Below are 26,027 nucleotides of genomic sequence, written 5' to 3' on the forward strand. Positions count from 1 at the left end.
CGCCAAGCTCATCCGGCGTCCGCGCAGCCAAAGCATTGCTTTTGCAACACTAGTCAATTCAATGGGTTAGTTATGCGGTAGCGACGCTTCGGCTGCGCGGACGCCAGCAGAGCCTGGCGTTTTATGTATTTCGACTAAATATTACTGAATGACCCCTGAACACCAACGCTTGGCCGAAGCCAACGCCGGTTCCAAACCCTGGCGTAAATTCGGTCCCTATGTAGCAGAGCGCCAGTGGGGCACGGTGCGCGAAGACTACAGCGCCAACGGCGACGCCTGGAATTTTACCACTCACGACCAGGCCCGCAGCCGCGCCTACCGCTGGGGCGAGGAGGCCCTGGCCGGCTTCTGCGATGACCAGCAAACCATCTGCTTCGGTCTGGGGCTTTGGAACGGGCAGGATGCCATTCTGAAAGAGCGCCTTTTTGGCCTGAGCAACCCTGAAGGAAACCACGGAGAGGACGTGAAGGAGGTGTATTACTACCTCGACGCCACGCCCACGCACTCTTACCAGCGGATGCTCTACAAGTACCCGCAGCACGCTTTCCCCTACGAGTGGCTGGTGAGCGAAAATGCTCGCCGCGACCGCAGCCGGCCTGAATTCGAGCTCATGGACACCGCCATGTTTCTCGAAAACCGCTACTTTGATGTGTTTGTGGAGTTTGCCAAAGCCGATGCCGAAGATATCCTCATCCAGCTCACTATTGTGAACCGAGGGCCCGACCACACCACGTTGCACCTGCTGCCGCAGCTTTGGTTTCGCAATACGTGGGCCTGGGGTAACGATGAGTATCGCCCCAAACTATCAGCTACTTCCGACAACCATCTCCACGCCGAGCACAAAGACCTGGGGGCTCTGACACTGTATTGCGACGAGCAGCCCAACCTGCTGTTCTGCGACAACAACACCAACAACGACCGCCTCTACAACGCGCCCTCCGACGAGCAGTTTTTCAAGGACGGCATCAACGACTACTTGCTGCACGGCCAGGCCGGCGCGGTGAATCCGGCGCGTACCGGCACCAAGGCCGCCGCGCATTACGAGCTAGCCATTGGCCCCGAAACCACCCGCGTGGTGCGCCTGCGCCTGGCCGCACCGGGCTTGGAAACCCCTTTTTCTACTTTCGACCAGACCCTGCGGCTGCGTCAGGCCGAGGCCGACCAGTTTTACCAGGTATTGCAAGCCGACCTGACCGATGCCGATGCCCGCAACGTGCAGCGGCAGGCCTTTGCTGGTATGTTGTGGTGCAAGCAGTTCTATTACTACGACGTGCCGGTGTGGCTGAAGGGCGACCCCGCTTTGCCACCTCCACCGCCCGAGCGCCTCGACGGCCGGAACGGCAGCGGCTGGCAGCACCTCAACAACCAGCACATCATCTCGATGCCCGATACCTGGGAGTACCCCTGGTACGCGGCCTGGGACCTCGCTTTTCACTGCTTGCCGCTGGCCCAGCTCGATGCGGAATTCGCTAAGAATCAACTCCTGCTGTTGTGCCGCGACTGGTACATGCACCCCAATGGCCAACTGCCCGCCTACGAATGGAAGCTGGCCGATGTGAACCCGCCCGTGCATGCCTACGCCGTCTGGCGGGTGTTCAAAATCGACCAGAAAGCCCGGGGCGACGCCGGTGATGTCGCTTTTCTGGAAACCATTTTTCACCGCCTCCTGCTGAATTTTACCTGGTGGGTGAACCGCAAGGACCGTGACGGCCGCAATATTTTCGAAGGCGGCTTCCTGGGGCTGGATAACATTGGGGTGTTCGACCGCTCGGCGCCGTTGCCCTACGGCGGCTACTTGGAGCAAGCCGATGGTACCGCTTGGGTGGCCATGTATGCGCTCAATATGATGCGCATCGCCCTGCAGCTCAGCCAGACCAACCCCGTGTATCAGGACCTGGCCAGCAAATTCTTTGAGCACTTTCTGTACATCGCCGAGGCCATGACCAACGTGGCCAACGAGCACATGGACCTCTGGGACGACGAGGACGAGTTTTACTACGATGCCCTGAACACGCCCGACCGCGGCCACGAGCTACTGAAAGTCAGAAGTTTGGTTGGGCTAATTCCGCTGTTCGCGGTGGAAGTAATTGACGAGGACTTGCTGACCAGCGCACCCAAGTTTCTGGAGCGCATGAACTGGTTTCTCGACAACCGACCCATCCTGGCCTCGCTGGTCTCGCGCTGGCAGGAACCCGGCAAGGGGGCTCGCCACCTGCTTTCGCTGCTGCGGGGTCACCGCGTAAAGCGACTATTGGCCAGAATGCTGGACGAGGCCGAATTCCTGTCGCCCTACGGCGTGCGCAGCCTGTCGCGCTACCACGCGACGCACCCATTCATCTTCCGCGGCACCGAAACCCAGTTCACGGTAAACTACGAGCCGGCCGAGTCGCAAACCAGCCTCTTCGGTGGCAACAGCAACTGGCGTGGCCCCATCTGGATGCCCATGAACTTCATGCTCATCGAGTCGCTCCAGCGCTTTCATCACTACTACGGCGACGACTTTAAGGTGGAATACCCCACCAATTCCGGCCAGACGGTGACCTTGCTCGAAGTAGCCGACGCGCTGACGACGCGCCTCACCAAGCTCTTCCTGCGCGACCCCGAAACCGGCCGCCGCGCTTGCTTTGGCGACGACAAGCAGTTGCAAAACGACCCCCATTTCCGCGACTATCTCTGGTTTCACGAGTATTTCCACGGCGACAATGGCCACGGCCTCGGCGCCAGCCACCAAACCGGTTGGACGGGCCTTATTGCCAAACTTCTGCAGCCACGCAGTGGAAGCTAACTGATGGCAGTAAGGCGTCAGTAGATAGCAACGCTGTTTTATATCTCTAGGCCCCGGCGGGGTGGCATTTTCCTTCGGGGGTGCTGCCTCGCCGGGGCCTCATCGCGTTCTATTGTCTGTTGCTGCAATAGCTAGCACCGCTGGGATACTGGAGTATTGTACGCGGTCCGGTTGAATCGCGCCAGCGGAGTACGGGTGAGCAGGGTATGCTACAAGTTGGCCTGGTACATTTTTTTTTGTACCAGGCCAACTTGTAGCATACCCTGTTGCAGAGCGGTTACGGTTTGGGCTCTTCCCCAGCCTGCTTAATTATGGCTTACACTTATACTCTTCGTAAACAATTGTCTCTGACGACAAGTGAAATTGTGTCTGGGATTTATTATGTGAAAGGCCTTGGTCAGCTTGATTCAATCAGCAAACGAGTGTACATAATTTTGGCATTTGCTGGTTAGGCCGTTGTTTTTTAGGGTAGGAGAGGAGGAAAACGGCTTTGCCGATGGGAGGCTGGGAGGCTTGCAAAAAATGAAATATGGTTGTGAGGTAAGCGTATGTAGCGGTTGAAGCGAGGTCTGAAAAAGGGCTTTATCAAACGATTGTGGCCACTTTTTGACTTCCATTTTCCTCACCTTTGGCAGGTTGCTCTACCGCATCACAGCTGAATTGGGCAGGCTCATCGGCCGGTGAGTGCTGGCCTCTGGGTGAAGCAGCGCAAGTCTTTCCTATCCACTCACAACCAAACCCACCATCATGGCGCTACACCTTACCACACCCGTGGTTCGTCGGCAACACAGGCTGACGTTGCTGCTAAGTTTAAGTCTGCTTGCCCTCCTGCTGCCCACCCGCGGCTGGGCCCAATGCAACCAGCTGGTCTGGTACGACGAGTTCAACACCGCGGCCCTCGACACAACCAAGTGGAAAGTAATTGTGGGCGACGGCTGCCCGACACTGTGTGGTTTCGGCAATGCCGAGCTGCAAAACTACCGTGCCCAAAACCTCGTGGTAGGTGGTGGCAACCTGACCATCAACACCAGATTGGAAACCACTACGGCGCCCAGCGGCAATACGTACCAGTACAGCTCGGGCAAGATTGAATCGAAAGTAGCCGGCCTGGGCAAGCTCCAAACCTTCAAGTACGGCCGCATTGAAGCGCGTATGCAACTACCCTCGGCAGGGGGCATCTGGCCCGCGTTCTGGATGCTGGCCGACCCCAGCAACTGGCCCTACACGGGCGAAATCGACATCATGGAGGCCAAGCACAAGAACCCGAATTCAGTGACGGGCACGGCCATTGGCAACGCGGGCGGCGGCAACCCCTACTTCGCCAGTCGCACCTATTCCGCCGGCGTCGATTTGTCGACCGGCTTCCACGTGTATGCCCTCGAATGGGGACCGGATGTGCTGCGCTTCTACGTGGATGGCAACCTCTACAACACCGTGACGCCGCAGACGGCAGCCGGCGCGTTTCCCTTCAACGACAACCAGTTTTACCTGATTCTCAACGCGGCGGTGGGTGGCCCCGGCTCGGGTTACACCGGCTATATTCAGCCCACGCCCGGCGACTACCCGACGCAAACGCTGGTCGACTACGTGCGGGTTTATAAGGGGACCTATAACTACGCCGTCATTGGTGATGGGGCGGTGTACCAGAACGAGCAGTACAAGAACTACCGCATTGATGCCATCGCTGGGGCTGCTTACAACTGGACAGTACCGGCTGGCGCCAGCATTGTGAGCGGGCAGGGCACCAACACCATTTCGGTGAACTGGGGCACCACCGCCGGCAACGTGGCCGTGACCGTGACCACCTCGGGCTGCACCACCAACACCTACACCAAAGCCGTGACCATGAGCCCGGCATTGACGGTAGAGAAGGTGTTCGAGGACTTCCAAAGCAACCGTTTCCTGACCTACGGCACCCGCACCGGCACGCTCACGCAGGCCGTGGCAAACCCCGGCTCAGCGGCGCCCAATACCTCGACGGCAGTGGGCCGATATGTGCGCAACCCCTCCGAAACCTACGACGTGATGTACGTGCAGGGCCTGACCGTCGGGAACGCCAACGATTTTGCGCAGGGTCGGAAGAAAGTGTACGTCGATGTGTATTCGAGTGCTCCGGTGGGCAGCCGCGTTACCATGCAGTTTGAGAACGGAGCAGTCACCACTGCGACCAACTTCCCCCTGGGCCGGCACAGTTCCTATAAAGCCTTCACCACCCGGCAAAATGCCTGGGAAACGCTGGAGTTCGACTACGAGCAGACCATTGATGCGGGCACCAGCATCTTCGCCATCAACAACGTAGCCTTCCTCTTTGAGCCGGGTCTGAATACGGCCAACACGTTTTACTTCGACAACGTGCAGGTGAAAACCATGCCCACGCCGCCCACTGTGGCCACCGATGTGCTGGAAAACTACGACGGCACCAGCCGCATCAGCTACGACGCCGCTATTACCAACGGCACTTACACGGCCAACTTTGCGAATCCTTCGGCCACGGGCGTAAACACCTCGGCCCACGTCGCCAAGTACGTGCGCAACAGCACGCAAACCTACGATGTGTTATTTTTCAACGCCGGCCCTCCCGGCACGGTCATCACCGATGCTGGCAAGTTCAAGGACCAGACCTACCAGCTGCAGCTCGACCTCTACACCGATGCGCCGGTGGGCACCACGGTGCGCATCACACTGCAAAACAAAGCGGCGGCTGCGCCCACGGGTAGCTACCCGGCCGGCCGCAACAGCACCTACCTCGCCCAGACCACGGTGCAAAACGGCTGGCAAACCCTAACCCTGAGCTTCGACACCTCGCCTGATGCGGGAACCTCCAATCTGGCCATCGACCAACTGGCGGTGCTGTTCAACGGCAACACGAACACCGGCAACACCTACTACCTCGACAATTTGAAGGTAATCAAGCACGTAGCTGACCCCACCTATACAGCCGGGACGCTCTATGAAGACTACCAGGCAACCCACAACATCAGCTACCAAACCGCCAACGGCACCTACCAGGCCACGCAGGCCAATCCTTCGGCCACCGGTATCAATACCTCCAGCAGCGTGGGCAAGTACACCCGTAATGCGGCCTCGACCTACGACGCGCTGACCTTCGCCAGCGCCGCCGTGAAAGACGGTGGCCTGTTCAAAACCGGCGATAAAGTGTTTGCCATGGACGTGTACACCTCCGCGCCGGTCGGTACGGTGATTTCGTGGCAATTGGAAAGTAGTGCAGCTTCACTGCCAGGTAATTACCCGGCCGGCCGGCACAGCATCTACCAGTCGGTGGTGCGGCAGACCAATACCTGGCACACGCTCACGTTCACCTACGCCAGCACGCCCGATGGCAGCACCACCGACGTCAGTGTCGACCGCATTGTGTTCCTGTTCGCGCCAAACTCGACCGGGGGCGACGTGTACTACTTCGACAACCTGCGCAGCCTGAACAAAGTGGGCACTGCACCCACCAACGTGGCCCCAACCGTCAGCCTGACTTCGCCCGCCAGCGGGGCCACTTTCACTGCCCCCGCCAGTATCACCATCAGCGCCAATGCGGCTGATTCCGATGGCACGGTTTCGAAAGTTGATTTCTACAACGGGGCCACGCTGCTGAACAGCGACACCACAAGCCCTTACAGCTACACCTGGACTGGTGTGGCCGCCGGTACCTACTCCATTACGGCCAAAGCCACCGATAACAGTGGTGCGGTCACTACCTCAACCGCTGTCAGTGTGACAGTTAGTCCGGCTGCTACGGGACAGGCCATTCCGGGCACTATTCAGGCCGAGAGCTACTCGGCCATGTTGGGCATCCAAACCGAAACCACCACCGATACCGGCGGCGGCCTGAACGTAGGATACATTGATGCCGGCGACTACCTGGACTACGCGGTGAACGTAGCCACGGCCGGCACCTACACCGTGGGCTTCCGGGTGGCCAGCCTGTCGGGCGGCGGCCAGGCGCAACTGCGCAATAGCGCGGGCACTACCTTGGGCAGCGTTGCCATCGGTGCAACGGGCGACTGGCAAACCTGGCAGACTGTCAACACCACCGTCACGCTAACGGCTGGTGCTCAAACCCTGCGCGTATACGCCGCTGCCGGAGGCTGGAACCTCAACTGGATTTCGTTCGCCACTGCTGCTACCAACGCTGCCCCAACCGTCAGCCTGACCTCACCGGCTAATGGTGCCACCTCCACGGCCCCGTCCAGTATCACCATCAGTGCCAATGCGACTGATACCGACGGCACGGTTAGCTCGGTGGCTTTCTACCAGGGCACCACTTTGCTGAACACCGACACTACTGCTCCCTACAGCTACAGCTGGACGAACGTGGCGGCCGGAACCTATTCCATTACGGCCAAAGCCACCGATAACGCCGGTGCGGTTACGACTTCGGCTGTTGTCAGCGTCACCGTCAGCACTGCCCAGGCCGGCACGTATTGCGCCACCACCACCGACTTCAGCTATGGCGCGGTGAGCAGCGGCGGCAACGTGACGTTCACCTTCCATCCCCTTGGTGCCACTGTGGGCGGGAACCTGGCCATCCTCTACCTGCGGGCGGGTACTACGGGCACGTACCCCGGCTACACGATGACCAAGAACACTGCCGGCGATTTTACCTACACCCTGGCCTTGGCCACCGGCACGCTCACCAATCTGTACTTCACCTACCAGTATGGTGCCGGCGGCCCCGAACGCAACACCGCGGCCACGCCTTTCACTTACACTGCGGGCGCGGCCTGCACCCAGGCTCGTGGTGTGCTGGCTACGGTTGCAACTTCCAGTGGCCTCGTAGCCGGTGCAGCCTACCCGAACCCCGTCACCAACCAGCTTACGGTAGAGTTGCGTGGCACTTCGGCGCATAGCCTCACGCTCCGCGACTTGCGCGGAGCTGTGGTACGGGAATTGGCCGTCGAAGCCGGCCGCCCCAGCACTGCCCTCAACCTGAGTAAGCTTGCTGCCGGCGTCTACCTGCTCACCATTAGCAGCGCTGAGGGCCAGGAAGTACGCAAGATTGTGAAGGAATAGTGCGGCTGTGACTGCCTGATTGAGTCGGGCCAATACAATAAATTAATCAGGGGCTGCGAGACAATGTGTGGTTGTCTTGCAGCCCCTTCTTACATTGCTCCCGGCAAGTCCCACAAAAACAGGCGCCAAGCATCGCAATAGAAAATATTTTTGCCGGAAACGATTGGGGAAGCATTTTCATATCCCGCAAAACCCTTAGCTTGCACCCCGCTTAACATTAAGGTAACATGGAAGTCCAAACGTTGAAGTATCCGGCCATTCAGAACTACGTAGCTGGCCAGTCGGTAAATGATGCCCATACGGCCACCATGGACGTATTCAGCCCACTTTCCGGGCAATTGATTTCCACCGTGCCGTTGAGTGGAGCTGCCAGCCTCGATGCTGCCGTGCAGGCAGCCAAGGCAGCTTTTCCCTCGTGGTCGGCCATACCCATCAAGGAGCGGGTGCAGATTTTCTACCGCTACAAAACCCTGCTGGAACGTGACATGAAAGCCCTGGCCGACCTCGTGCGCGAGGAAAACGGCAAAACTTACGACGAGGCCCGCGCCGAAGTTGAAAAAGCCATTGAACTGACTGAGTTTGCCTGCTCGATGCCGCAGCTCATCCAAGGCGAATTTCTGGAAGTGAGCAAGGGCGTAGAAGCCCGCGCCGAGCGCAAGCCGCTGGGCGTTGTGGCCAGCATCGCCCCCTTCAACTTCCCCAACATGGTGCCCCACTGGACTATCCCGAACGCCATCGTGCTCGGCAATACCATGATTTTGAAACCCTCGGAGCAAGTGCCGCTGAGCGCCGTAAAAATCGCCGAGCTACTGAAAGAAGCTGGCCTGCCTGACGGTGTGCTGAACGTGGTAAACGGCGACCGCGAAATTGTCGAAGCCATCTGTGACCACCCCGATATTCAGGCCGTAAGCTTTGTGGGGTCGACCAAAATCGCCAAAGTCGTATACATCCGCGCCACCAGCAACCTGAAGCGCTGCGTGGCCCTCGGAGGCGCCAAAAACCATCTCATGGTACTGCCCGACGCTCACCCCGAAATGACGGCCTCCAACGTGGCCGCCTCCATGTCGGGCTGTGCGGGCCAGCGCTGCATGGCTGGCTCCACCATGGTAGGAGTGGGGCCCGTCGATGACATTGTGGCCAAAATTGTGGAAGAAGCGAAGAAAATTGTGGCTGGCCAAAACCTAGGCTCCGTCATCAGCAAAGAAGCAAAGGCCCGCATCGAGCAACACATCACCGAAGCCGAAGCGGCCGGCGCCCAAGTCCTGCTCGACGGCCGTAACGCCGTGGTACCCGGCCACGAAGACGGCTACTACGTAGGCGCCACCGTCATCGACTACGTTACGCCCGACATGCGCATTGCCCAGGAAGAAGTCTTCGGCCCGGTGCTCGCCATCATGCGAACCAACACCCTAGACGAGGCATTGGCCATCGAAAACGCCAACCCCTACGGCAACGCCGCCGCCGTATTCACCAGCAGCGGCAGCAGCGCCCGCTATGTGATGGACCACGCCAACGCTGGCATGATAGGCGTGAACATCGGCGTCCCCGTGCCCCGCGAGCCCTTCTCCTTCGGCGGCTGGAACGAGTCGAAATTCGGCGCCTGCGACATTACCGGCAAAAGCTCCATCGAATTCTGGACGCAGCTCAAGAAAACCACTACCAAGTGGAACCCGGAGTCACGGGTGAACTGGATGAGCTAGGTTCAAACACCAGAACCTCACCCCCGGCCCCTCTGCCAAGTAGAGGGGAGCCTGACGTTTATTACGTTAGCAAACCCATTGATTTTATTCAACGCGCATCTCCGGTGCCCCCTCTCCGCGGGAGAGGGGGTCAGGGGGTGAGGTTCCTCGCCCGCGCCGACTGCACCACCATCATGGAAACCACCTACGACCTCTACAAAGACCAAATCCTGCACGATAACCTTGACCACACGTTGTTCTCGTGGTCGAAGCAAACGGGCCTGAATCCTATCAACGCCGAGCGGGCTGAGGGTGTGTACGTATACGACCGCGACGGTAAGCGCTACCTCGACTTCTCGGCCCAGCTCATGAACGTGAACATCGGCCACGGCGACCAGCGTGTGACCGAAGCCGTGGCTGCCCAAATGCGCGAGCTCAGCTATGTGTACCCCGGCATGATTACCAAGGCCCGCGGCGACCTTGGCCGCCGGCTGGCCGAAATCACAGCACCCAACCTCACCAAGGCTTTCTTCACGCTGGGCGGAGCCGAGGCCATCGAAAATGCCATCAAGCTGGCGCGAGTGTACACCGGCCGCCACAAGATTGTGTCGCTGTACCAGTCGTTTCACGGGGCTAGCTACGGCGCCATGAGCGTGGGCGGCGACCCCCGCAAGTTTGCCGTGGACAGCCAGGCCATGCCCGGCACCGTGCACGTCGAAAACCCTTATTTCTACCGCTGCCCCTGGTACTCCGAAACGCCCGAGCAGTGCGCCCAGCGCGCCGCCGACGCCATGGAGCGCATCATCGGCTACGAGAACCCCGGTAGCGTGGCCGCCATCATCATGGAAGGGGAGTCGGGTACATCGGGCTGCATCAAGTACCCGCCCGGCTACTGGACGCGCGTTCGCGAAATCTGCGACAAGCACGGCATCCTGCTCATTGCCGATGAGGTAATGTCGGGCTTCGGCCGCACCGGCAAGTGGTTCGGCTCGGACCACCACGGCGTGAAGGTCGACATCATGTGCATGGCCAAAGGCATTACGGCTGGCTACCTGCCCTTGGGCGCCGTGATGGTAGACGAGAAAATTGCTAAGTCGTTCGACGACAAGCCGCTGCCGCTGGGCCTGACCTACTCGGCGCACCCGGTTTCCTGCGCCGCCGCCGTGGCTGTGCTTGATATCTACGAGAGCGACAACCTACTCGAAAACACGGTGGAAATGGGTAAGTACATGGACGAGCAAGTGGCCCAACTCATGCGCCACCACCCCAGCATCGGCGACTGGCGCAACACCGGCCTCTTCGGCTGCCTGGAACTGGTAAAAAACCGCGACACCAAGGAGCCCATGGCCCCCTGGAACGCTATCCCCACCCAAATGGACATCATGAACCAGGTAGCGGCCAAAATTCGCGAGCTAGGCATGTACACCTTCGTGCGCTGGAGCTACATCTTCATCTGCCCACCGCTAACCATTAATAAGGAAGAAATTGACGAGGGTTTGGCCATTATCAGTGAGGCCATTAGCATTGCTGATAAGCACGTTTATTAGGCGCAGCCCTGCGAAACCTTGCCCCCGGCCCCTCTCCCCAGGAGAGGAGAGCATGACGAATTTCTAAGACTGAAAAAAAGAATATCGCACTACTGCTCCGCCGTGGCCCCCCTCTCCTGGGGAGAGGGGCCGGGGGTGAGCTTTCCCGCCAGAACATGTCCATCCTCCTCAAAAATGGCCGCGTCGTCACCGCCGATTCGGACGCCGTCTGCGATATCCTGATTGAAGGCGAAACCATTGTGTCCATCGGCCGCAATGTGTCGGCCGACGGTGCAGAGGTTATTGACTGCACGGGCAAGATGGTGATGCCGGGCGGCATTGACCCGCACGTGCATCTGGAAATGCCCTTTATGGGCACCTTCAGCTCCGATACTTACGAAACTGGTACCCGCGCCGCGTTGCACGGCGGCACCACTACCGTCATTGATTTTATCCTGCAAAAGCAGGGAAACTCGCTACGTGCTGCGTTTGAGGAGTGGAGCGGCCGCGCCACCGGCAACGCCGTGGGCGACTACAGCTTCCACATGGCTGTCACGGATTTCAACCCTGGCACAAAAGAGGAAATCAAGGACATGATTGCCGAGGGCATTACTTCCTTTAAAACCTTCATGGCTTACAAAGGTGCGCTCATGATTGACGACGCGCAGATGGTGGGCCTGATGCAGGAGGTGAAAAAGCACGGCGGCCTCGTAACGGCCCACGCCACCAACGGCGATATGATTGATACGCTCATCGCCCAGCACCGGGCGCAGGGCAAGCTCACGCCGCTCTATCACTACCTCTCGCAGCCCGAAGTAACTGAGGCCGAAGCCTCGGGCCGCTTCGCCGACATCGCCAACTACACCGGCGTGAATGCCTACATCGTGCACCTGACCTGCGAGGGCGCGCTAAACCAGGTACGTCGCGCCACCGAGCGCAACCAGCGCGTGCTGGTCGAAACTTGTATTCAGTACCTGCTGCTCGACGCCTCGTTGTATGAGGACGAAGCCAATGGCGCAAAGTGGGTAATGTCGCCGCCGCTACGCGAGAAAAAGGACCAGGCCACGCTCTGGGCCGGTATCAACCAGGGCCTTGTGAACGTGGTGGGCACCGACCACTGCCCGTTTATGTGGGAGCAGAAACTGATGGGCAAGGACGACTTTTCAAAAATCCCGAATGGCCATCCCGCCATTGAGCATCGCATGGAATTGCTGTTTTCGGAAGGCGTAAATAAAGGCCGAATTACCCCGCAGAAATTCGTGGAAGTAACGTCGACCAATGCTGCAAAAATCTTCGGCATGTTTCCGCGCAAAGGCACCATCAGCATTGGCGGCGATGCGGATTTGGTGATTTTCGACCCGCAGAAAAAGCATACCATTTCGGCTGCGACACATCACATGAATTGCGATTATTCTGGCTACGAAGGCTGGGAATTAACCGGCAAAATTGACACAGTGCTGCTCCGCGGCAAAGTAGCCGTTGATGCCGGCGAAACGAAGGTTTCGAAAGGCTACGGGCAGTTCATCAAGCGTGGCAAAACGAATATTTAGAACGACTAAAACACATCATTCCGAGTGAAGCCGAGGAATGAGGTTCTAATACAACAGTCATAACTCATCCCCATCAAAAAGAAAATGCCCAGAATTATCAAATCCGGCCTCATTCAGATGAGCTTGCCGATGACTGAAGGCGAAGGCACCATTCAGGAAATTATGCAGGCCATGGAGGCCAAGCACATTCCACTCATCGAAGAAGCCGGCCGCCAGGGCGTGCAGATTCTTTGCTTGCAGGAAATCTTCAATACCCCATATTTCTGCCCCGGCCAGGACAAAAATTGGTACGCCTCGGCCGAAGCCGTGCCTGGTCCCACCACCGAGCGCATGGCGGAATATGCCAAGAAGTATAATATGGTGATGATTGTGCCCGTGTACGAGCGCGAGCAAGCCGGCTTCCTCTACAATACAGCTGCCGTGATTGATGCCGACGGTACCTACCTCGGCAAATACCGCAAAAACCACATCCCGCACACCACCGGTTTCTGGGAGAAGTTCTTCTTCAAGCCCGGCAACCTGGGCTATCCGGTATTTCAAACTAAATACGCCAAAATCGGCGTCTACATCTGCTATGACCGGCACTTCCCCGACGGCGCCCGCATCCTGGGCCTGAACGGCGCCGAAATCGTGTACAACCCTTCGGCCACCGTAGCCGGCCTCTCCCAATACCTCTGGAAGCTGGAGCAACCTGCACACGCTGCCGCCAACGGCTATTTCATGGGCTGCATCAACCGCGTGGGCGAGGAGAAGCCCTGGAACCTGGGCCGCTTCTATGGCACATCGTATTTTGTGGACCCGCGCGGCCAAATCATTGCCGAGGCCGACGAATACAAGGACGAATTACTCGTTGCTGAATTCGACCTCGACATGATTGATGAGGTACGCAATACCTGGCAGTTCTTCCGCGACCGCCGCCCCGAAACCTACGAGAAACTGGTGGAGCTATAAGCCTTTGGGATGGTCGAACGGTCATGCCGAGCGTAGCCTAATCATCTTGCGAGCAACAGTAACTCAATCAGTAAATGTTACTGTTGCTCGCAGGCCAATTTGATGGCAAAAGGACTCGTCAAAAATGGACACTAGGAACACCAGACCCGAGATAGTAGCTAACTACAAGCGAGCCACCTACTGTTATGTGGTTCCCTTTGGCTTTCTTGGCTTACAAATGCTGTTGAACCTAGTTTCCAACTTTGAGCGCCAACCATTTCTAGCGCTGTTCTTTCTCAGCGTCTTGCCTCTTGGTATTCTCGGTATTGTCTTCACTAAACGTGGTTTTACGTTGGCTGCTACTAGTGGTGACAGGGAGAAAAAGGATGTTGGTTACTCAAATTTCATTGTAGGAGCCATCATCGTTGCTTTGGGGGTGCTGGGGCTTAGCCTTGCTTATGTAATGACTGGCTGAAAAGATTCGCCATCACTAGCCTGGGGCTATAAATGGCAAAAAACCGACTTTAACTATTTCCAAAAATGGCCGAATTTTCTACACCTACTACTGAGCAGGAATTTGCGGAGAACTTCGCGCAATTGAAGCCGGTGATGAACCGTACCGAAGCGCTGTACGAAAGCTCCCGCTGCCTCTTCTGTTTCGATGCGCCGTGTATAAAAGCGTGCCCATCGGGGATTGACATTCCGCAGTTTATTCGGCAGATTAATTCGGGAAATGAGACTGGGGCCGCGCGCACTATTTACGAGGCCAATTACTTCGGTAATGCCTGCGGTAAAGTATGCCCCACGGAGGTGTTGTGCGAAGGTGCTTGCGTGTACAACCTGCAGGAAGTGAAGCCAATTGAGATAGGGCGCCTCCAAAGTTACGCCACTACAAAAGTGATTAAGAGCGACAAAAAGCTGTTTGGCCCCGGTATGGAAAATGGGAAGAAGGTTGCCGTAATTGGTGCCGGCCCGGCTGGTATTTCGGCAGCTTGCGAATTACGTTTGCTGGGCTACTCGGTAGATGTTTTTGAGGCCAAAGCGCAACCTTCAGGCCTGACGGTGTACGGGGTAGCGCCCTACAAAATCACCAACGAAGAAACGTTGGCCGAGATGGCTTATTTGCAGGCACAGTTTGGTTACAATACGCATTTTAATTCCGCCATAACTTCACGAGCAGAACTTGCTGAATTAGAAAATAAATACGACGCTATTTTCCTCGGAATTGGCCTCGGTAAAACCAACGAACTACGACTGCCGGGCGAGGATAAAATCAATTGCACCGGCGCGGTCGAATTTATTGCCGAATTACGGCAGCACCAGCACGAGGTAGCCGTCGGCCGCACCGTAATTGTGCTGGGTGGCGGCAATACGGCAATGGATGCCGCATCGGAATCGTCGCGCCTTGGAGCCGAAACGGTCATCCTGGCTTACCGGCGTGCCAAGGAAGAAATGGGCGCTTATAATTTCGAGTATGACCTTGCCAAAGGTGTAGGAGTTAAGGGCTTGTTTAATGTGGCGCCCTTGGAAATTACCGGTAACGGTTACGTGGCCGGTGTGAAATTTATCCGCACCGAAACCAAGGATGGCAAGGTGCACGAGATTGCCGGTTCTGAGTTTGTTCAACCCTGCGACATGGTCATCAAAGCCACTGGCCAGGCCAAGCAAACAGAATTCCTGAGTCTGATTCCGTACCTAAAACTGGATGGAAAAGGCCGCATTATAGCCAATCCGCACACCGGACAGACGTCGAACCCCAAATACTTCGCCTCAGGTGATGCCTGGAACGGCGGGGCCGAAGTGGTGAACGCAGCCGCTGAGGCCAAGCTCACGGCGCGCGGCATCCATGCTTATTTGAGCAAGTAGCGCGGCCTTTTAGTCCGCGAGTGAAAATCATATATCATTTCGTATTCAATCGCGGGCTAAAAGGCCGCGCTACAGCATGCCCGACCTCTCCATCAATTTCGCCGGCATCAAATCGCCGAATCCGTTCTGGCTGGCTTCGGCCCCGCCCACCAATTCCGGCTACCAGGTCATGAAAGCCTTCGACGCGGGTTGGGGCGGGGCGGTGTGGAAGACGCTGGGCGTGCCCGTTGTGAACGTATCGAGCCGCTATGGCGGCGTGAACTACCGCGACAAGCGCCTCGTAGGCTTCAACAATATTGAGTTGATTTCGGACCGGCCGCTGTCCGACAATTTGCGCGAGATTGAGGAGGTGAAGAAGCGCTTTCCCAACCACGCCGTTATTGCCTCGCTCATGGTGCAGAGCCAGCAGGAGTGGCACGACATCGTGCGGCAAAGCCAGGATGCGGGCGCCGACGGCTTCGAACTGAACTTTGGCTGCCCACATGGCATGTGCGAGCGCGGCATGGGCTCGGCGGTGGGGCAGGAGCCCAAAATTCTGCAAATGATTGTGGAGTGGGTGATGGAAGTGGCCCAGAAGCCCGTCATCGTGAAGCTGACACCCAATATTTCCGACATCACGGAGCCAGCCCTGGCTGCCCGGCGCGGCGGTGCCGATGCTATTTCGCTCATTAACACCATCCAGAGCATCGTAGGCGTCGATTTGGATAAGTTTGCGCCGTATCCGATTGTAGATGGCAAGGGTACCAACGGCGGCTACTGTGGCCCGGCCGTGAAGCCCATTGCTCTGAACATGGTAAAGAATTGCGCGCAGCACCCCGACATCAAACTGCCCATTTCGGGCATTGGTGGCATCGAGAACTGGCGCGATGCAGTGGAGCATATTCTGTTGGGTGCTAGCAGCGTGCAGGTATGCACGGCGGCCATGCACTTTGGTTTCGGCATCATCCGCGAAATGACTTCCGGCCTAGAGCAATACATGGTCGAGAAAGGCTTCAACACCATTGACGACATGGTGGGGAAGGCGCTGCCCAACGTGCTGCATTGGGAAGACCTGAACATGAAGTACAAGGTGACGGCCAATATCAACGAGGCTAAATGCATTGGGTGTCAGCTGTGCTACACGGCTTGCGAAGACGGTGCCCATCAAGCCATCAAACTGAACGCGGGTACGCGCATCCCCGAAATCATCGAGGAGAACTGCGTGGGCTGCAATCTTTGCTCGCTGGTATGCCCCGTGGAGCAATGCATTACAATGGAGCAGACCGACTCCGGCACCCAGCACCTCACCTGGAAAGAGCGGGTGGAAGCCGGCACGGCACCTACCGAATTTGAAGATGAAAAAGCGGGCGGGCGTCACCATTGGGTGCCCGCGCCCAGTGCCGCCCTTAGCAAGGAACGCCACAAAACGCTGCCGGGTAAAGCCCGCATTATCAACGGCGAAACAGAAGTGCCGGCCGAGGCTTAAGTAGCTGGTTAGCCCAGTATTCAGGCACTAAATGTGGTCCGTATTTTGTTAACGACGTATACATACAATCACCTGTAACTCGACGCGCTTCGGCCGCCTGTATATATCATGAAAACGAAACCACTGATTTTTGCGCTTGGCATCTGCCTAATGCTGCTGACGGGTTGTGTGGCCTCTGTAGGCCCTGGTTATGATGCTGGTTACGGCTATTATCCGCCGGCTGGTGCCTATTATGCCCGTCCGTACTACGCCCGACCGTACTATTACAATCCGCGTCCGGCTGTGATTGTGCCAGCCCGTCCTTACCGAGGTGGCGGCTATGGCAACGGCTACCACGGCGACCGTGGGTACCATGGCGGAGGCGGCTACAATGGCGGTGGCCACAGCCGTCGCCGCTAAGTAGCAACTGCTTAATAAGTTCAGTAAGGGCCGTCCGCGCAAGCGGGCGGCCCTTACGTCTGAAATCAGCTGCCGTTTTCGCTGACTATTGCAGTTGCCAAAACGCCGATAACATGGTCCGCTCGGGAAGCTCCCTTATAGCAACAGGAGCACTGCTTACTTATTGCCGGATGCCCCCGTTCTTTGACTTTCGCCTCTGGTTTTCGCGCATGCTTTCATCGTATTCTTTGCGAGTATTTTACTTGCCCTTATTCGGGTTGATTGGGCTCTTGCCCAAAATCAGTCACGCGCAGGGCTATGTTGAGGGCATTGGCCTGAACTATGAAGTACTGCCCTTAAAGCTGAATAACAGCGGGGAGCATACCTTTCGGGCTGATGTTGTGCGCGCCAACCTGATAGTTCCGGTCGCACAGAGTAGCGACAGCAGCCGTAGCCTGTTGGTCGGCGCCAGCCTGGAAACGATGCGTTTCAGCGGCGACCGGCCAGGCTTTGCCGTGAGTAGTGTTTATGGGTTCTCTTCGGTGCTTGGGTACCGCTGCCGTCTCTCGCCGCAGCTGGAGCTAACGGCCCTGGCCTTACCTGCCTTGAACTCTGACCTGCACGAAGTGCGCGGCACGGACCTTACCTGGGGCGGTGTAGCGCGCGTGGCTTGTCGCGTCAAGCCGCAGCTCAGCTACCGGCTAACGGTAGGCTATCGGCAGCAATTTTATGGCCCGCAATACGTCCTGCTGATGGGTATTGACTGGCAAATAGCGCCGCGTTGGCGGGCGTTTGGAGACTTGCCTACTACGTTTACCATCGGCTATGCCGCCGGGCCGCGGACCAATCTGGGCTTCAACCTTATTGGCATTAACACCGCCTACCGACTGCGGGAGCAAGACCAGTATTTTCAGTATCAGCAGGGACACTACGGGCTGTTTGCTGAGCGGTATCTGAGCGCTCATTGGGCTTTGCGGGCCACGGCTGCTTACGCCATCACACGCCGGCTTGATGTGTATGCCAAAGAGGATAAATGGCCTTCAACCATCGATTACATCGGAATTGGAAAGGCGCCAACGCCGCTTAATGCCCACATTGAGAAAGGCATAGCCTTTCGGGTATCCTTAAGCCACCGGGTAGCAACACGTTGACGCGCAGCCGATATTAGTGGACCGCAGCACCGTCTACGCGCCTCAACCCCAGCACCCCTATAATAATCAGGGCGGTAAAGAATACGCTTTGCCAGGAAAGCGACTGCTTAAGGTAGAGCACATCTACCAGCTTGATACCGACTACTGCCAATGCCATCCAAGCTGAATAAGCAGTGGCGGTGGGGATGGAGCGCATGGCCTGCGACAGAAAAATAACGTTGGCCAAGCCAAATCCTACATACGCCAGCAGTGGCAGCACGGGCAGCAACGTCGCGGGTTGCGCATAGGAGTGCAGCCAATCGATGTCTTTGATGCGCTGCATATTGAGCGCTTTCAGACTATACGTCCAGAAAACCTCCATGAGAGAGGCCAGAAACAGGGATATCCAGGGATTAATCAACGGGGCAGGGCAGCGGCGGTGGATGAAACGGAAGGCGCGGCAGCGGCCGGCTGGTTGGGCGAGGCTTCAAAGTTACCACCCGGCCGATGCGCCGGAATGGTTGAGGTATGAGTTTCGGGCACTGGCCAGCCGTGCAATGGGCGCAAAGCCGGCACACGGTCGGTAATACGGGTTAGCAACCGCACACGGATGCCGTGGTAGGCCCGAAATAGGACGGACCGCTTGGCCAAGGCTTCTTCATCGAAGCGGGCCACGGAGAAGACATGCTGGCTGAAATAGTCCTTTGGGAAAGCGTAGGGCAGGCCCCACTTTTCCGGTTTGCGGTCGGGCCGGTAGGCGGTGCCAAACATCCAGTCCCAAAAGGCAAATTTGGTTGAGAAGTTGGCGTAAAACACCTCTTCGTGGTCGGCGTGGTGCCACAGATGCATCTCGGGGCCGTTGATGAAGTACTGTAGGCGGCCGGAACGCACGTCGATGTTGCAGTGAATCCAGATGCCCCAAACGGCATCGATGCAGGCCTTGATGGGCACCACCATGGGGTCGGCCCCGAGCAGGATAATGGGTGCAAACTCAATGGTCTGATTAATCAAAATCTCGACGGCGTGGGAGCGGGAGCCCGCCAGCCAATCTACCTGCTTGCCCGAGTGGTGGGCTTCGTGGGTGCGCCAGAAAAACGCGCTGCTGTGCTGAAACCGATGGAACCAGTAGATGTAAAAGTCGTGCGTCACCACAAAAAACAGCACCTGCACCCAAATGGGCCAGCCCGTTACAAAATGCAGCTTCGAGAACCCAAAATGTTGGTCGAGCGGCTGAATGATGTAGTCGAAAATGACAATTTTCAGGGCGTAGCTCTGTACGAAAGTGTAGAGCACGAGGTCCGTCCAAAAGCCTTCGCGGAAAAACGGCAGGCCCTTGCGGTACGGGATAATGCGCTCCAGCGTAATCACGATGGCCACCCAAATCAGCAGAATGGCTGTGGTGATGATTTCGACTTTGGGCATGATGTAGGGGAGGTGTTTTGCCTGTCATCATGAGTGTAGCGAAGGACCTCATCACGCCAGAACCAATCGGTCAAACGTAATAAAGTCCTTCGCTGCGCTCAGGATGACAAACGATTAGAACATCAGTTCAACCCGAACACCCTACTCCTGGTTCGGTGTTAGCTCGCGGCGCAAGCGGCGGCGAGGCTCCAGTTCGGAGTCGTACACCACCTTGACGCCATCACCTAGGCCTTCCTCTACGTCGCGGATATCGCGCACGAGCTTGGCCATGCCACCGGGCTCCACCGAGGCAGCGTGGTCGGAGCCCCACATGGCGCGGTCGAGGGTGAAGTGGCGCTCTACGAAGCTGGCACCCAGCGTGACAGCCGCCACCGTAGTAGCGAGGCCGGTTTCGTGACCCGAGTAGCCGATGGGCGTATTCGGAAACATGCCTTGCAGCACGGGCACCATGCGCAGGTTCAACTCGGCCGGGGGGCAGGGATAGGACGAGGTGGAGTGCGCAATCATCAGCTCGTCAAGCCCAACCCATTTCACGGCTTGGTTGATTTCGTCGAGCGTACTCATGCCGGTGCTCAGCATCAGCGGGCGGCCGCTGGCGCGCACGCGGTCGAGCAGGGGCTTATCGGTGAGGGAGGCGGAAGCCATTTTGTACATCACCGGCTCGAACTGCTCCATGAAGTCAACCGACGGCTCGTCCCAGCAGGAGGCAAACCAGTCGATGCCTAAGGCGCGGCAGTAGTCGTCGATGGCCGTGTATTCGGCTTGGCCGAACTCGGTTTTACGCTTGTAGTCGATGTAGCTCATGCGGCCCCAGGGGGTGTCGCGCTGCTTTTCCCACTGGTCTTTAGGTACGCACAGCTCGGGCGTGCGCTTCTGGAACTTCACGGCGTCGCAGCCGGCCTTGGCGGCCTCGGCGATGAGCTGTTTGGCGAGGTCCAGCGAACCATTGTGGTTGATACCGATTTCGGCAATGATGTAGGCCGGGTGGCCCGCGCCAATGAATCGGTTTTTGCGAATTTCAACAGCTTGCATAAGGCGAACGGTGAAAAGTGGAATGGGATTAAAAAGAAGCGTTTAGGAGCGCCTGAATTGGTCGCTTCCAAACGGTAGTTAAAGTTTGTGGTAGCGGCACGAAGCAGCTAATCCGCAGCATTATGAATGTGTGAAGCCGTCATTCCCGGCTTGGTAGTCAAGGGCTAAATAGCCGTCCAGCCACCGTCAACGACCAGATTAGCTCCGGTCATATAGGCTGAAGCGTCGGAGGCCAGGAATACTATCGCGCCTTGGTAGTCGGTGGCGGCTGCCATGCGGCCCAGCGGCGTTTTGGCGCTGTATTGCTTGATAAAAAACTCGTCCTGACTGTTCTCCACGCCACCGGGCGAGAGCGTGTTCACCCGCACACCGTCCTTGCCCCAATAGGCGGCCAGGTAGCGCGTGAAATTGACCACCGCACCCTTAGTGGTAGGGTAGGAGGGTGATTTATAAAAGGGTTGCTCACCGGCCTCGTTGCGGTATATGCTCTGGTCGGGTCCCACGATGCCATAGGTACTGGCCACGTTGATGATGGAGCCGCTACCCTGCCGGGCCATCGGCGTGCCCAACACCTGCGAGGCTAGGAACATGCCCGTTACGTTCACTTCCAGCACTTGGCGGAAGGTCTCAAGCGGGAAGTTCTCGAATTTGGACAGGTCCGCCGCCATGGCCGGATTTTCGAACATGTCGTTGATGGCGGCATTATTCACCAGCACATCGATGCGGCCAAATTGGGCCAGAATCTGGTCGCGGGCCGCTTCGAGCGAGGTACGGTTGGTAATGTCCACCCCCAAGCCAAGATGCATACCGCTGCCGTAGAGGTGATTCGCTACCCCACGACTAAGACCGTCTTGAATATCAAGCGCAACAACATTAGCACCGGCTTGAGCAAGAGCCCAGCAATGGTTGCGGCCGAGCAAGCCACAGGCCCCGGTCACGATGGCCGTCTTACCGGTTAAATCAAATAAGCTCATGTAATCTATTTCGCCTTCACCGGCGCGGCATTGGTCACTTTGCGGAACACGGCCTCTACCGGCTCGCCCAGCAGGCGGGAGGCAACGTCGCCGGCTTCGATGGCTTCTTTTAGTAGCGGCAGCACTTCGCGGTAGGAGGCCAGGGTGTGGGCTACGTCGGCGTCGGTATGAGAGAAGCACATGTTGTGGAAGCCGCCCCACATGATGCCGCGCTTGAACAGCTCCTGCTGCATGAAAGCCTTAATCTCCATGCCGTTGCCGGCCGAAGGGTCGAAGGTTACTATCGTGCGGCAGTCGTAGCCGTAGCACTTGGTGTACTGCGTCAGGCCCAGTTCAGCGGCAATCTCGTTGTAGCCGTCTTTGAGCTTTTTGCCCTGCTCAGCGAGGCGAGCCGGCACATTCTTTTCGCGCATTTCGGTGATGGTAGCCACCGCGGCGGCCAAGCTCAGCGCCTCACCGCCGAACGTGGTGAAGAAGAATACGTCCTGCTCAAACAGCTGCATCACGTCGCGCCGGCCGGTGAGCAGTGCGATGGGCATGCCGTTGGCAAAGGCCTTGGAATACACCGCTAAATCGGGCGTGATGCCGAAATACTCCTGCGCGCCGCCCACAGCCACTCGGAAGCCGGTCCACATCTCGTCAAAAATCAGCATCGTGCCATTTTCCTGGCACAGCCGGGCCACTTCGTGCAGGAAGTTGTCTTTGGGTGCATCGAAAATGAAGGGCTCCAGAATCACACAGGCCACGTCGTCATCGAGCAGCGCCTTCAGCGAATCGATGTTGTTGTACTCGAACGCGGCTACCAAATCCTTGCTTTCCTGCGGAATGCCTTTGTCGCGGCTGGTGGTGCCGATGTACCAGTCGTGCCAGCCGTGGTAGCCGCAGCACAGCACCTTGTTGCGCCCGGTAAAGGCCCGCGACACACGCACCGCCGCCGAGCACACGTCGGCGCCCGTTTTGCTGATGCGGATGCTTTCGGCGTTGGGAATAATCTCGTGAATCAGCTCCGATAGCTCCACTTCCAACTCGTGCATCATCGAAAAGGTGATGCCGTCTTCGAGTTGAGCTTTAATGGCATTGTCCACTCGCTCGTAGGCGTAACCGAGTGAAATGGGGCCAATACCCATCTGAAAGTCAATGTACTCGTTGCCATCCACGTCCCAGATGTGAGAGCCTTTGGCGCGCTTGATGTACTTGGGGCTTACGCCTTTGGTGTATTGGCCCGGGCCCTTCGCCAGGGTCTGGGTCACGGGCGTCATGATGCGCTGGGCGCGGGCGTACAGCTCGTCCGACTTTGTAATGTCGGGGTAATTCTCGTTAGAGGAAACGGTGTTAGGCATGGCTATTTTGTCATCCTGAGCGCAGCGAAGGACCTTATCACGTCTGCGCTGCAATGGGTTACTGATTCTGACAAAAGCAGCCGTGATAAGATGCTTCCTTCGTCAGCATAACAGGCAGTTTAATTACTCCGCAAACTCATTTTCAAGTACTGCCGGGCCTTCGGCAATGGCTGCCCCCGACTCGCCCAGGTACTCGGTAATGCGGCGGGCAATGTGGTGGCCGGTGAAGCCTTCGTACTCTAGCACGGCGCTCAGGCGGCCAGGGCGGTACCAACGTTCTTCCAGCGCCAGCGGTAGCACGCGAGCCGTGAGCTGGTTGCGGAGTAGTATTTCGGCCAAGATAGAATACAGGCCGCCGGTGATGAAATGGTCTTCCACCGTCACGATGAGCGAGCCGCGGCGCACCACGTCGAGCAGTGCTGCTTCGTCAATCGGTTTGAGGCTGCGCAGGTTGATGAGGCCGACGGATTTACCCTGCGCTTGTAGCAGCTCGCGGGCCACCAGCGTTTGCTCGAAGAGCATCCCGTAGGTGAGTATGGTAATATCGGTGCCTTCAGCTACGATTTCGGCCTTGCCGATTTCAAACGGAGCGTGCTCATAGGTGCCGGGGCGGGTGTTGACGCGCAGGTAGGCCGGCGCGGGTGAAGCCCAGACGGCGGGCAGCATAGCGACCATATCTGCCTCGTCGGCGGGGGCAAAAACGGTCATTCCGGGGATGCCGCGCATCAGACTTACGTCCTCAATGGCTTGGTGGGTAGGGCCGTTGCCGTCGGAGAGAAAGCCCGGCACGAAGCCGCTCAGCTTCACCGGCAGCTTGCCGATGCCCACGTCGGTGCGGATAAACTCGAACGCCCGCAGTGTGAGGAAAGTCGCCAGCGCGTGCACCACCGGTACCCGGCCGCGCAGGGCCAGGCCTGCGGCGGCCCCAATGAGGGTTTGCTCCGTAATACCAGTGTCAATGAATCGCGGGCCGAGCACGGCGGGCAAGTTGCGGATGAGAGCACGGTTTTCGGCCGTCATCACTACAATGCGCTCATCGGCGAGAGCCGTTTCTTTGATTAATTCTTCGTAGGTCATAATGTAGCGTGGACTCTGCGAGTCCGCGAATGAATGGGATTAGGCGCGGACTCGCAGAGTCCACGCTACTTATTATCGTACCGTCAGCGTTTCACTCGTCAACGTGGTGGCTACCTGGCTGTGCAGCTCACGCAGCAATTCCTCCACTTCATCGGCCGAGAAATTGCAGAACCAGCGGTCGGCGCGGGCTTCGATGCTCGGCAGGCCGCGCCCGCGTACCGTGTCGCAGATGATGACGGAGGGCTTGGTAGCCGAGAAGGGCAGGGCGGCGAAAGCATCTTCCAGCTGCGCGAAATCGTGGCCGTCGATGCGGCGTACTTCGCAGCCGAATGCTTCAAATTTGGGCGCCATGGGCTCCAGCGGAATCAGGTCTTCGGTGGCCACGTTGGCTTGGAAGTGGTTGCGGTCAACCACCAGTGTCAGGTTGTTCACTTTGTGGGCGCTGGCTACCAGTAGGCTTTCCCACACGGTGCCCTCATTCAGCTCGCCGTCGCCAGTGATGACGATGACCTTGTTGTCCTGGCCGCGCATCCGGCAATCCATGGCCACGCCCAGGGCCACGCTGGGCAGGTGCCCGAGCGAGCCCGAGTGAAATTCCACACCGGGCACGTTGCGGTTGGGGTGCCAGTAAATGTGGTCGTCGGTGCTCAGGTGCTGGTCGAGGCGCGCTTTGTCGATAAAGCCAAGCTCCACGAAGGTGCCGTAGAGGGCGGGCACGTCGTGGCCTTTGCTCAAGAACAGGTAGTCGCGGTTGGGGTCGGTGAGGTTGTCGGGCCGCACGTTCAAAAACTCGCTGTAGAGGTACACCAGCAGGTCGGCGCAGCTAAGGGAGGCACCCGTGAAGCAGCCGCCATCGGTGCTGAGGCGCACGATGTGCTCGCGCACTTTCAGAGCCATTTTCTCTAGTTTCTGTTGGGTCTCAGAAGTCATTAATTCTAGTGCTTGGTTGTTGGTGCCTGATGCTTGGTGATGAAAGCCAGACTCGAAAGCCAAGCACCAACAACCAAGCACCAAGCACTATATTGTACGAGTTTGCGATGAATCCACGGTTTTCAATTCGTCGAGGTGGTTTCGGTACCAGTTTACGCCCGCGTATTGGGCATTGAGCTGCGCAATGTCGGGGCGTTCGGCTGTCAGCCGAAGTATGTCGTTGATGCCGAAAGTTGGGTTTTGGTTGTACAGCGCATCATAAACGGCGCTGATAAAGGCATAGTCTTCCGGATAGTCGATGGTCCAGCGGTGGCTCATCGAAAAGTCCTTCCCGGCATCCCAGGTCACGTTGCCAATGGCAAACCGGTCGGGATTTTCCCAGAAGAAAGGGGTGGTGTGTTCGCGCTCCAGCGGCCGCCGGGCCTCGCGCCAGGCCGTTTCCAGGGCCGTGAAAGGCATCACCTCCACATCGTTGCCATCAGGAAAAGTAGCAGGGTGCAGGTTGCTCACAAAATCGTAGCGCTCGGCGAAGTCGAGGTAAAATCGGACGACTTCGTCAATAATGGCCGGGTCGATGAGCGGACAATCGGAGGGAATTTTCAGCACCACGTCGGCGCCGTAATGGCGGGCGGCCTGGTAGTGGCGGTCCAGCAAGTCGAGGGCGTTGCCACGAAAGCACTCCAGGCCATGGGCGGCACAGCAGGCCGCCACAGCGTCATCGGCGGGGTCGGTGGTGGTGGCTACCACTACGGTGCCGGCCAGCGGCGCGCGTTGCACCCGCTCCACCATGCGCACCAGTAGCGGTTGACCCGCCAGCGGCAGCAGGATTTTGCCGGGCAGGCGCGAGGAGCCCATGCGGGCCTGCACAACGGTCAGAATCTTGGGAACGACCATATTTTTTGGTTGGCAATATCCGGT

19 protein-coding genes are annotated in these 26,027 nt (G+C 57.9%); 11 read left to right on the top strand and 8 right to left on the bottom strand.

What is annotated here, in order from left to right; all coding sequences use genetic code 11:
• Positions 1 to 148 precede the first annotated feature (148 nt).
• The 11 genes from J4E00_RS07755 to J4E00_RS07805 all read left to right on the top strand — a co-directional run bounded on the left by J4E00_RS07755 (position 149) and on the right by J4E00_RS07805 (position 18,355).
• Positions 149 to 2,785, top strand: a complete 2,637-nt coding sequence (locus J4E00_RS07755; protein ID WP_208174573.1) for an MGH1-like glycoside hydrolase domain-containing protein — start codon at positions 149 to 151, stop codon at positions 2,783 to 2,785.
• 747 nt (positions 2,786 to 3,532) lie between these two features.
• On the top strand, positions 3,533 to 7,810 hold the full coding sequence (locus tag J4E00_RS07760; RefSeq protein ID WP_208174574.1) for an Ig-like domain-containing protein: 4,278 nt from the start codon (positions 3,533 to 3,535) through the stop codon (positions 7,808 to 7,810).
• Between the two features lie 227 nt (positions 7,811 to 8,037).
• A complete protein-coding gene (locus tag J4E00_RS07765) occupies positions 8,038 to 9,510 on the top strand; it encodes a CoA-acylating methylmalonate-semialdehyde dehydrogenase (RefSeq protein WP_236049597.1) in 1,473 nt (490 codons plus the stop codon).
• A gap of 104 nt (positions 9,511 to 9,614) precedes the next feature.
• Complete coding sequence (locus tag J4E00_RS07770; RefSeq protein WP_317196601.1) at positions 9,615 to 11,036, top strand: aminotransferase class III-fold pyridoxal phosphate-dependent enzyme; 1,422 nt, start codon at positions 9,615 to 9,617, stop codon at positions 11,034 to 11,036.
• Positions 11,037 to 11,191: 155 nt separating this feature from the next.
• Positions 11,192 to 12,565: a dihydropyrimidinase gene (gene hydA / locus J4E00_RS07775; RefSeq protein ID WP_208174575.1), complete on the top strand. Its 1,374-nt coding sequence runs from the start codon at positions 11,192 to 11,194 to the stop codon at positions 12,563 to 12,565.
• Positions 12,566 to 12,649: 84 nt separating this feature from the next.
• Positions 12,650 to 13,516 (top strand): nitrilase-related carbon-nitrogen hydrolase, encoded by an 867-nt coding sequence (locus tag J4E00_RS07780; protein WP_236049599.1) that lies wholly within the window; start codon positions 12,650 to 12,652, stop codon positions 13,514 to 13,516.
• Positions 13,517 to 13,733: 217 nt separating this feature from the next.
• Complete coding sequence (locus J4E00_RS07785; protein ID WP_208174576.1) at positions 13,734 to 13,970, top strand: hypothetical protein; 237 nt, start codon at positions 13,734 to 13,736, stop codon at positions 13,968 to 13,970.
• Positions 13,971 to 14,035: 65 nt separating this feature from the next.
• Entirely contained in the window at positions 14,036 to 15,361 is a 1,326-nt protein-coding gene (locus J4E00_RS07790) for an FAD-dependent oxidoreductase (RefSeq protein WP_208174577.1), read from the top strand.
• A 76-nt stretch (positions 15,362 to 15,437) separates the two neighbouring features.
• Positions 15,438 to 16,826 (top strand): NAD-dependent dihydropyrimidine dehydrogenase subunit PreA, encoded by a 1,389-nt coding sequence (gene preA, locus J4E00_RS07795; protein WP_208174578.1) that lies wholly within the window; start codon positions 15,438 to 15,440, stop codon positions 16,824 to 16,826.
• A 108-nt stretch (positions 16,827 to 16,934) separates the two neighbouring features.
• Entirely contained in the window at positions 16,935 to 17,225 is a 291-nt protein-coding gene (locus J4E00_RS07800; protein WP_208174579.1) for a hypothetical protein, read from the top strand.
• Positions 17,226 to 17,395: 170 nt separating this feature from the next.
• Positions 17,396 to 18,355 (top strand): DUF6268 family outer membrane beta-barrel protein, encoded by a 960-nt coding sequence (locus J4E00_RS07805; protein ID WP_208174580.1) that lies wholly within the window; start codon positions 17,396 to 17,398, stop codon positions 18,353 to 18,355.
• Positions 18,356 to 18,368: 13 nt separating this feature from the next.
• On the opposite strand, the gene J4E00_RS07810 is transcribed toward J4E00_RS07805, so the two are convergent.
• From J4E00_RS07810 to J4E00_RS07845, 8 genes are all read right to left on the bottom strand, one after another.
• A complete protein-coding gene (locus J4E00_RS07810; RefSeq protein WP_208174581.1) occupies positions 18,369 to 18,755 on the bottom strand; it encodes a DMT family transporter in 387 nt (128 codons plus the stop codon).
• Complete coding sequence (locus tag J4E00_RS07815) at positions 18,752 to 19,756, bottom strand: sterol desaturase family protein (RefSeq protein ID WP_208174582.1); 1,005 nt, start codon at positions 19,754 to 19,756, stop codon at positions 18,752 to 18,754. Before J4E00_RS07815 ends, J4E00_RS07810 begins: the two co-directional genes overlap by 4 nt.
• Before the next feature lie 141 nt (positions 19,757 to 19,897).
• Complete coding sequence (locus J4E00_RS07820; protein WP_208174583.1) at positions 19,898 to 20,788, bottom strand: N-acetylneuraminate synthase family protein; 891 nt, start codon at positions 20,786 to 20,788, stop codon at positions 19,898 to 19,900.
• Between the two features lie 164 nt (positions 20,789 to 20,952).
• Positions 20,953 to 21,762, bottom strand: coding sequence for an SDR family oxidoreductase (locus tag J4E00_RS07825; protein ID WP_208174584.1), 810 nt, complete (start codon positions 21,760 to 21,762; stop codon positions 20,953 to 20,955).
• Between the two features lie 5 nt (positions 21,763 to 21,767).
• A complete protein-coding gene (locus J4E00_RS07830; RefSeq protein ID WP_208174585.1) occupies positions 21,768 to 23,102 on the bottom strand; it encodes an aminotransferase class III-fold pyridoxal phosphate-dependent enzyme in 1,335 nt (444 codons plus the stop codon).
• A gap of 123 nt (positions 23,103 to 23,225) precedes the next feature.
• Positions 23,226 to 24,179, bottom strand: coding sequence for a transketolase family protein (locus J4E00_RS07835; RefSeq protein WP_208174586.1), 954 nt, complete (start codon positions 24,177 to 24,179; stop codon positions 23,226 to 23,228).
• Between the two features lie 72 nt (positions 24,180 to 24,251).
• Positions 24,252 to 25,109 (bottom strand): transketolase, encoded by an 858-nt coding sequence (locus J4E00_RS07840; RefSeq protein WP_208174587.1) that lies wholly within the window; start codon positions 25,107 to 25,109, stop codon positions 24,252 to 24,254.
• Between the two features lie 87 nt (positions 25,110 to 25,196).
• The gene (locus J4E00_RS07845; RefSeq protein WP_208174588.1) at positions 25,197 to 26,003 is read right to left on the bottom strand and encodes a cytidylyltransferase domain-containing protein; all 807 of its coding nucleotides are present in this window, start codon (positions 26,001 to 26,003) and stop codon (positions 25,197 to 25,199) included.
• Between the last annotated feature and the right edge of the window lie 24 nt (positions 26,004 to 26,027).

It is taken from the genome of Hymenobacter negativus (assembly GCF_017571495.1).
GTDB classification, from domain to species: domain Bacteria; phylum Bacteroidota; class Bacteroidia; order Cytophagales; family Hymenobacteraceae; genus Hymenobacter; species Hymenobacter negativus.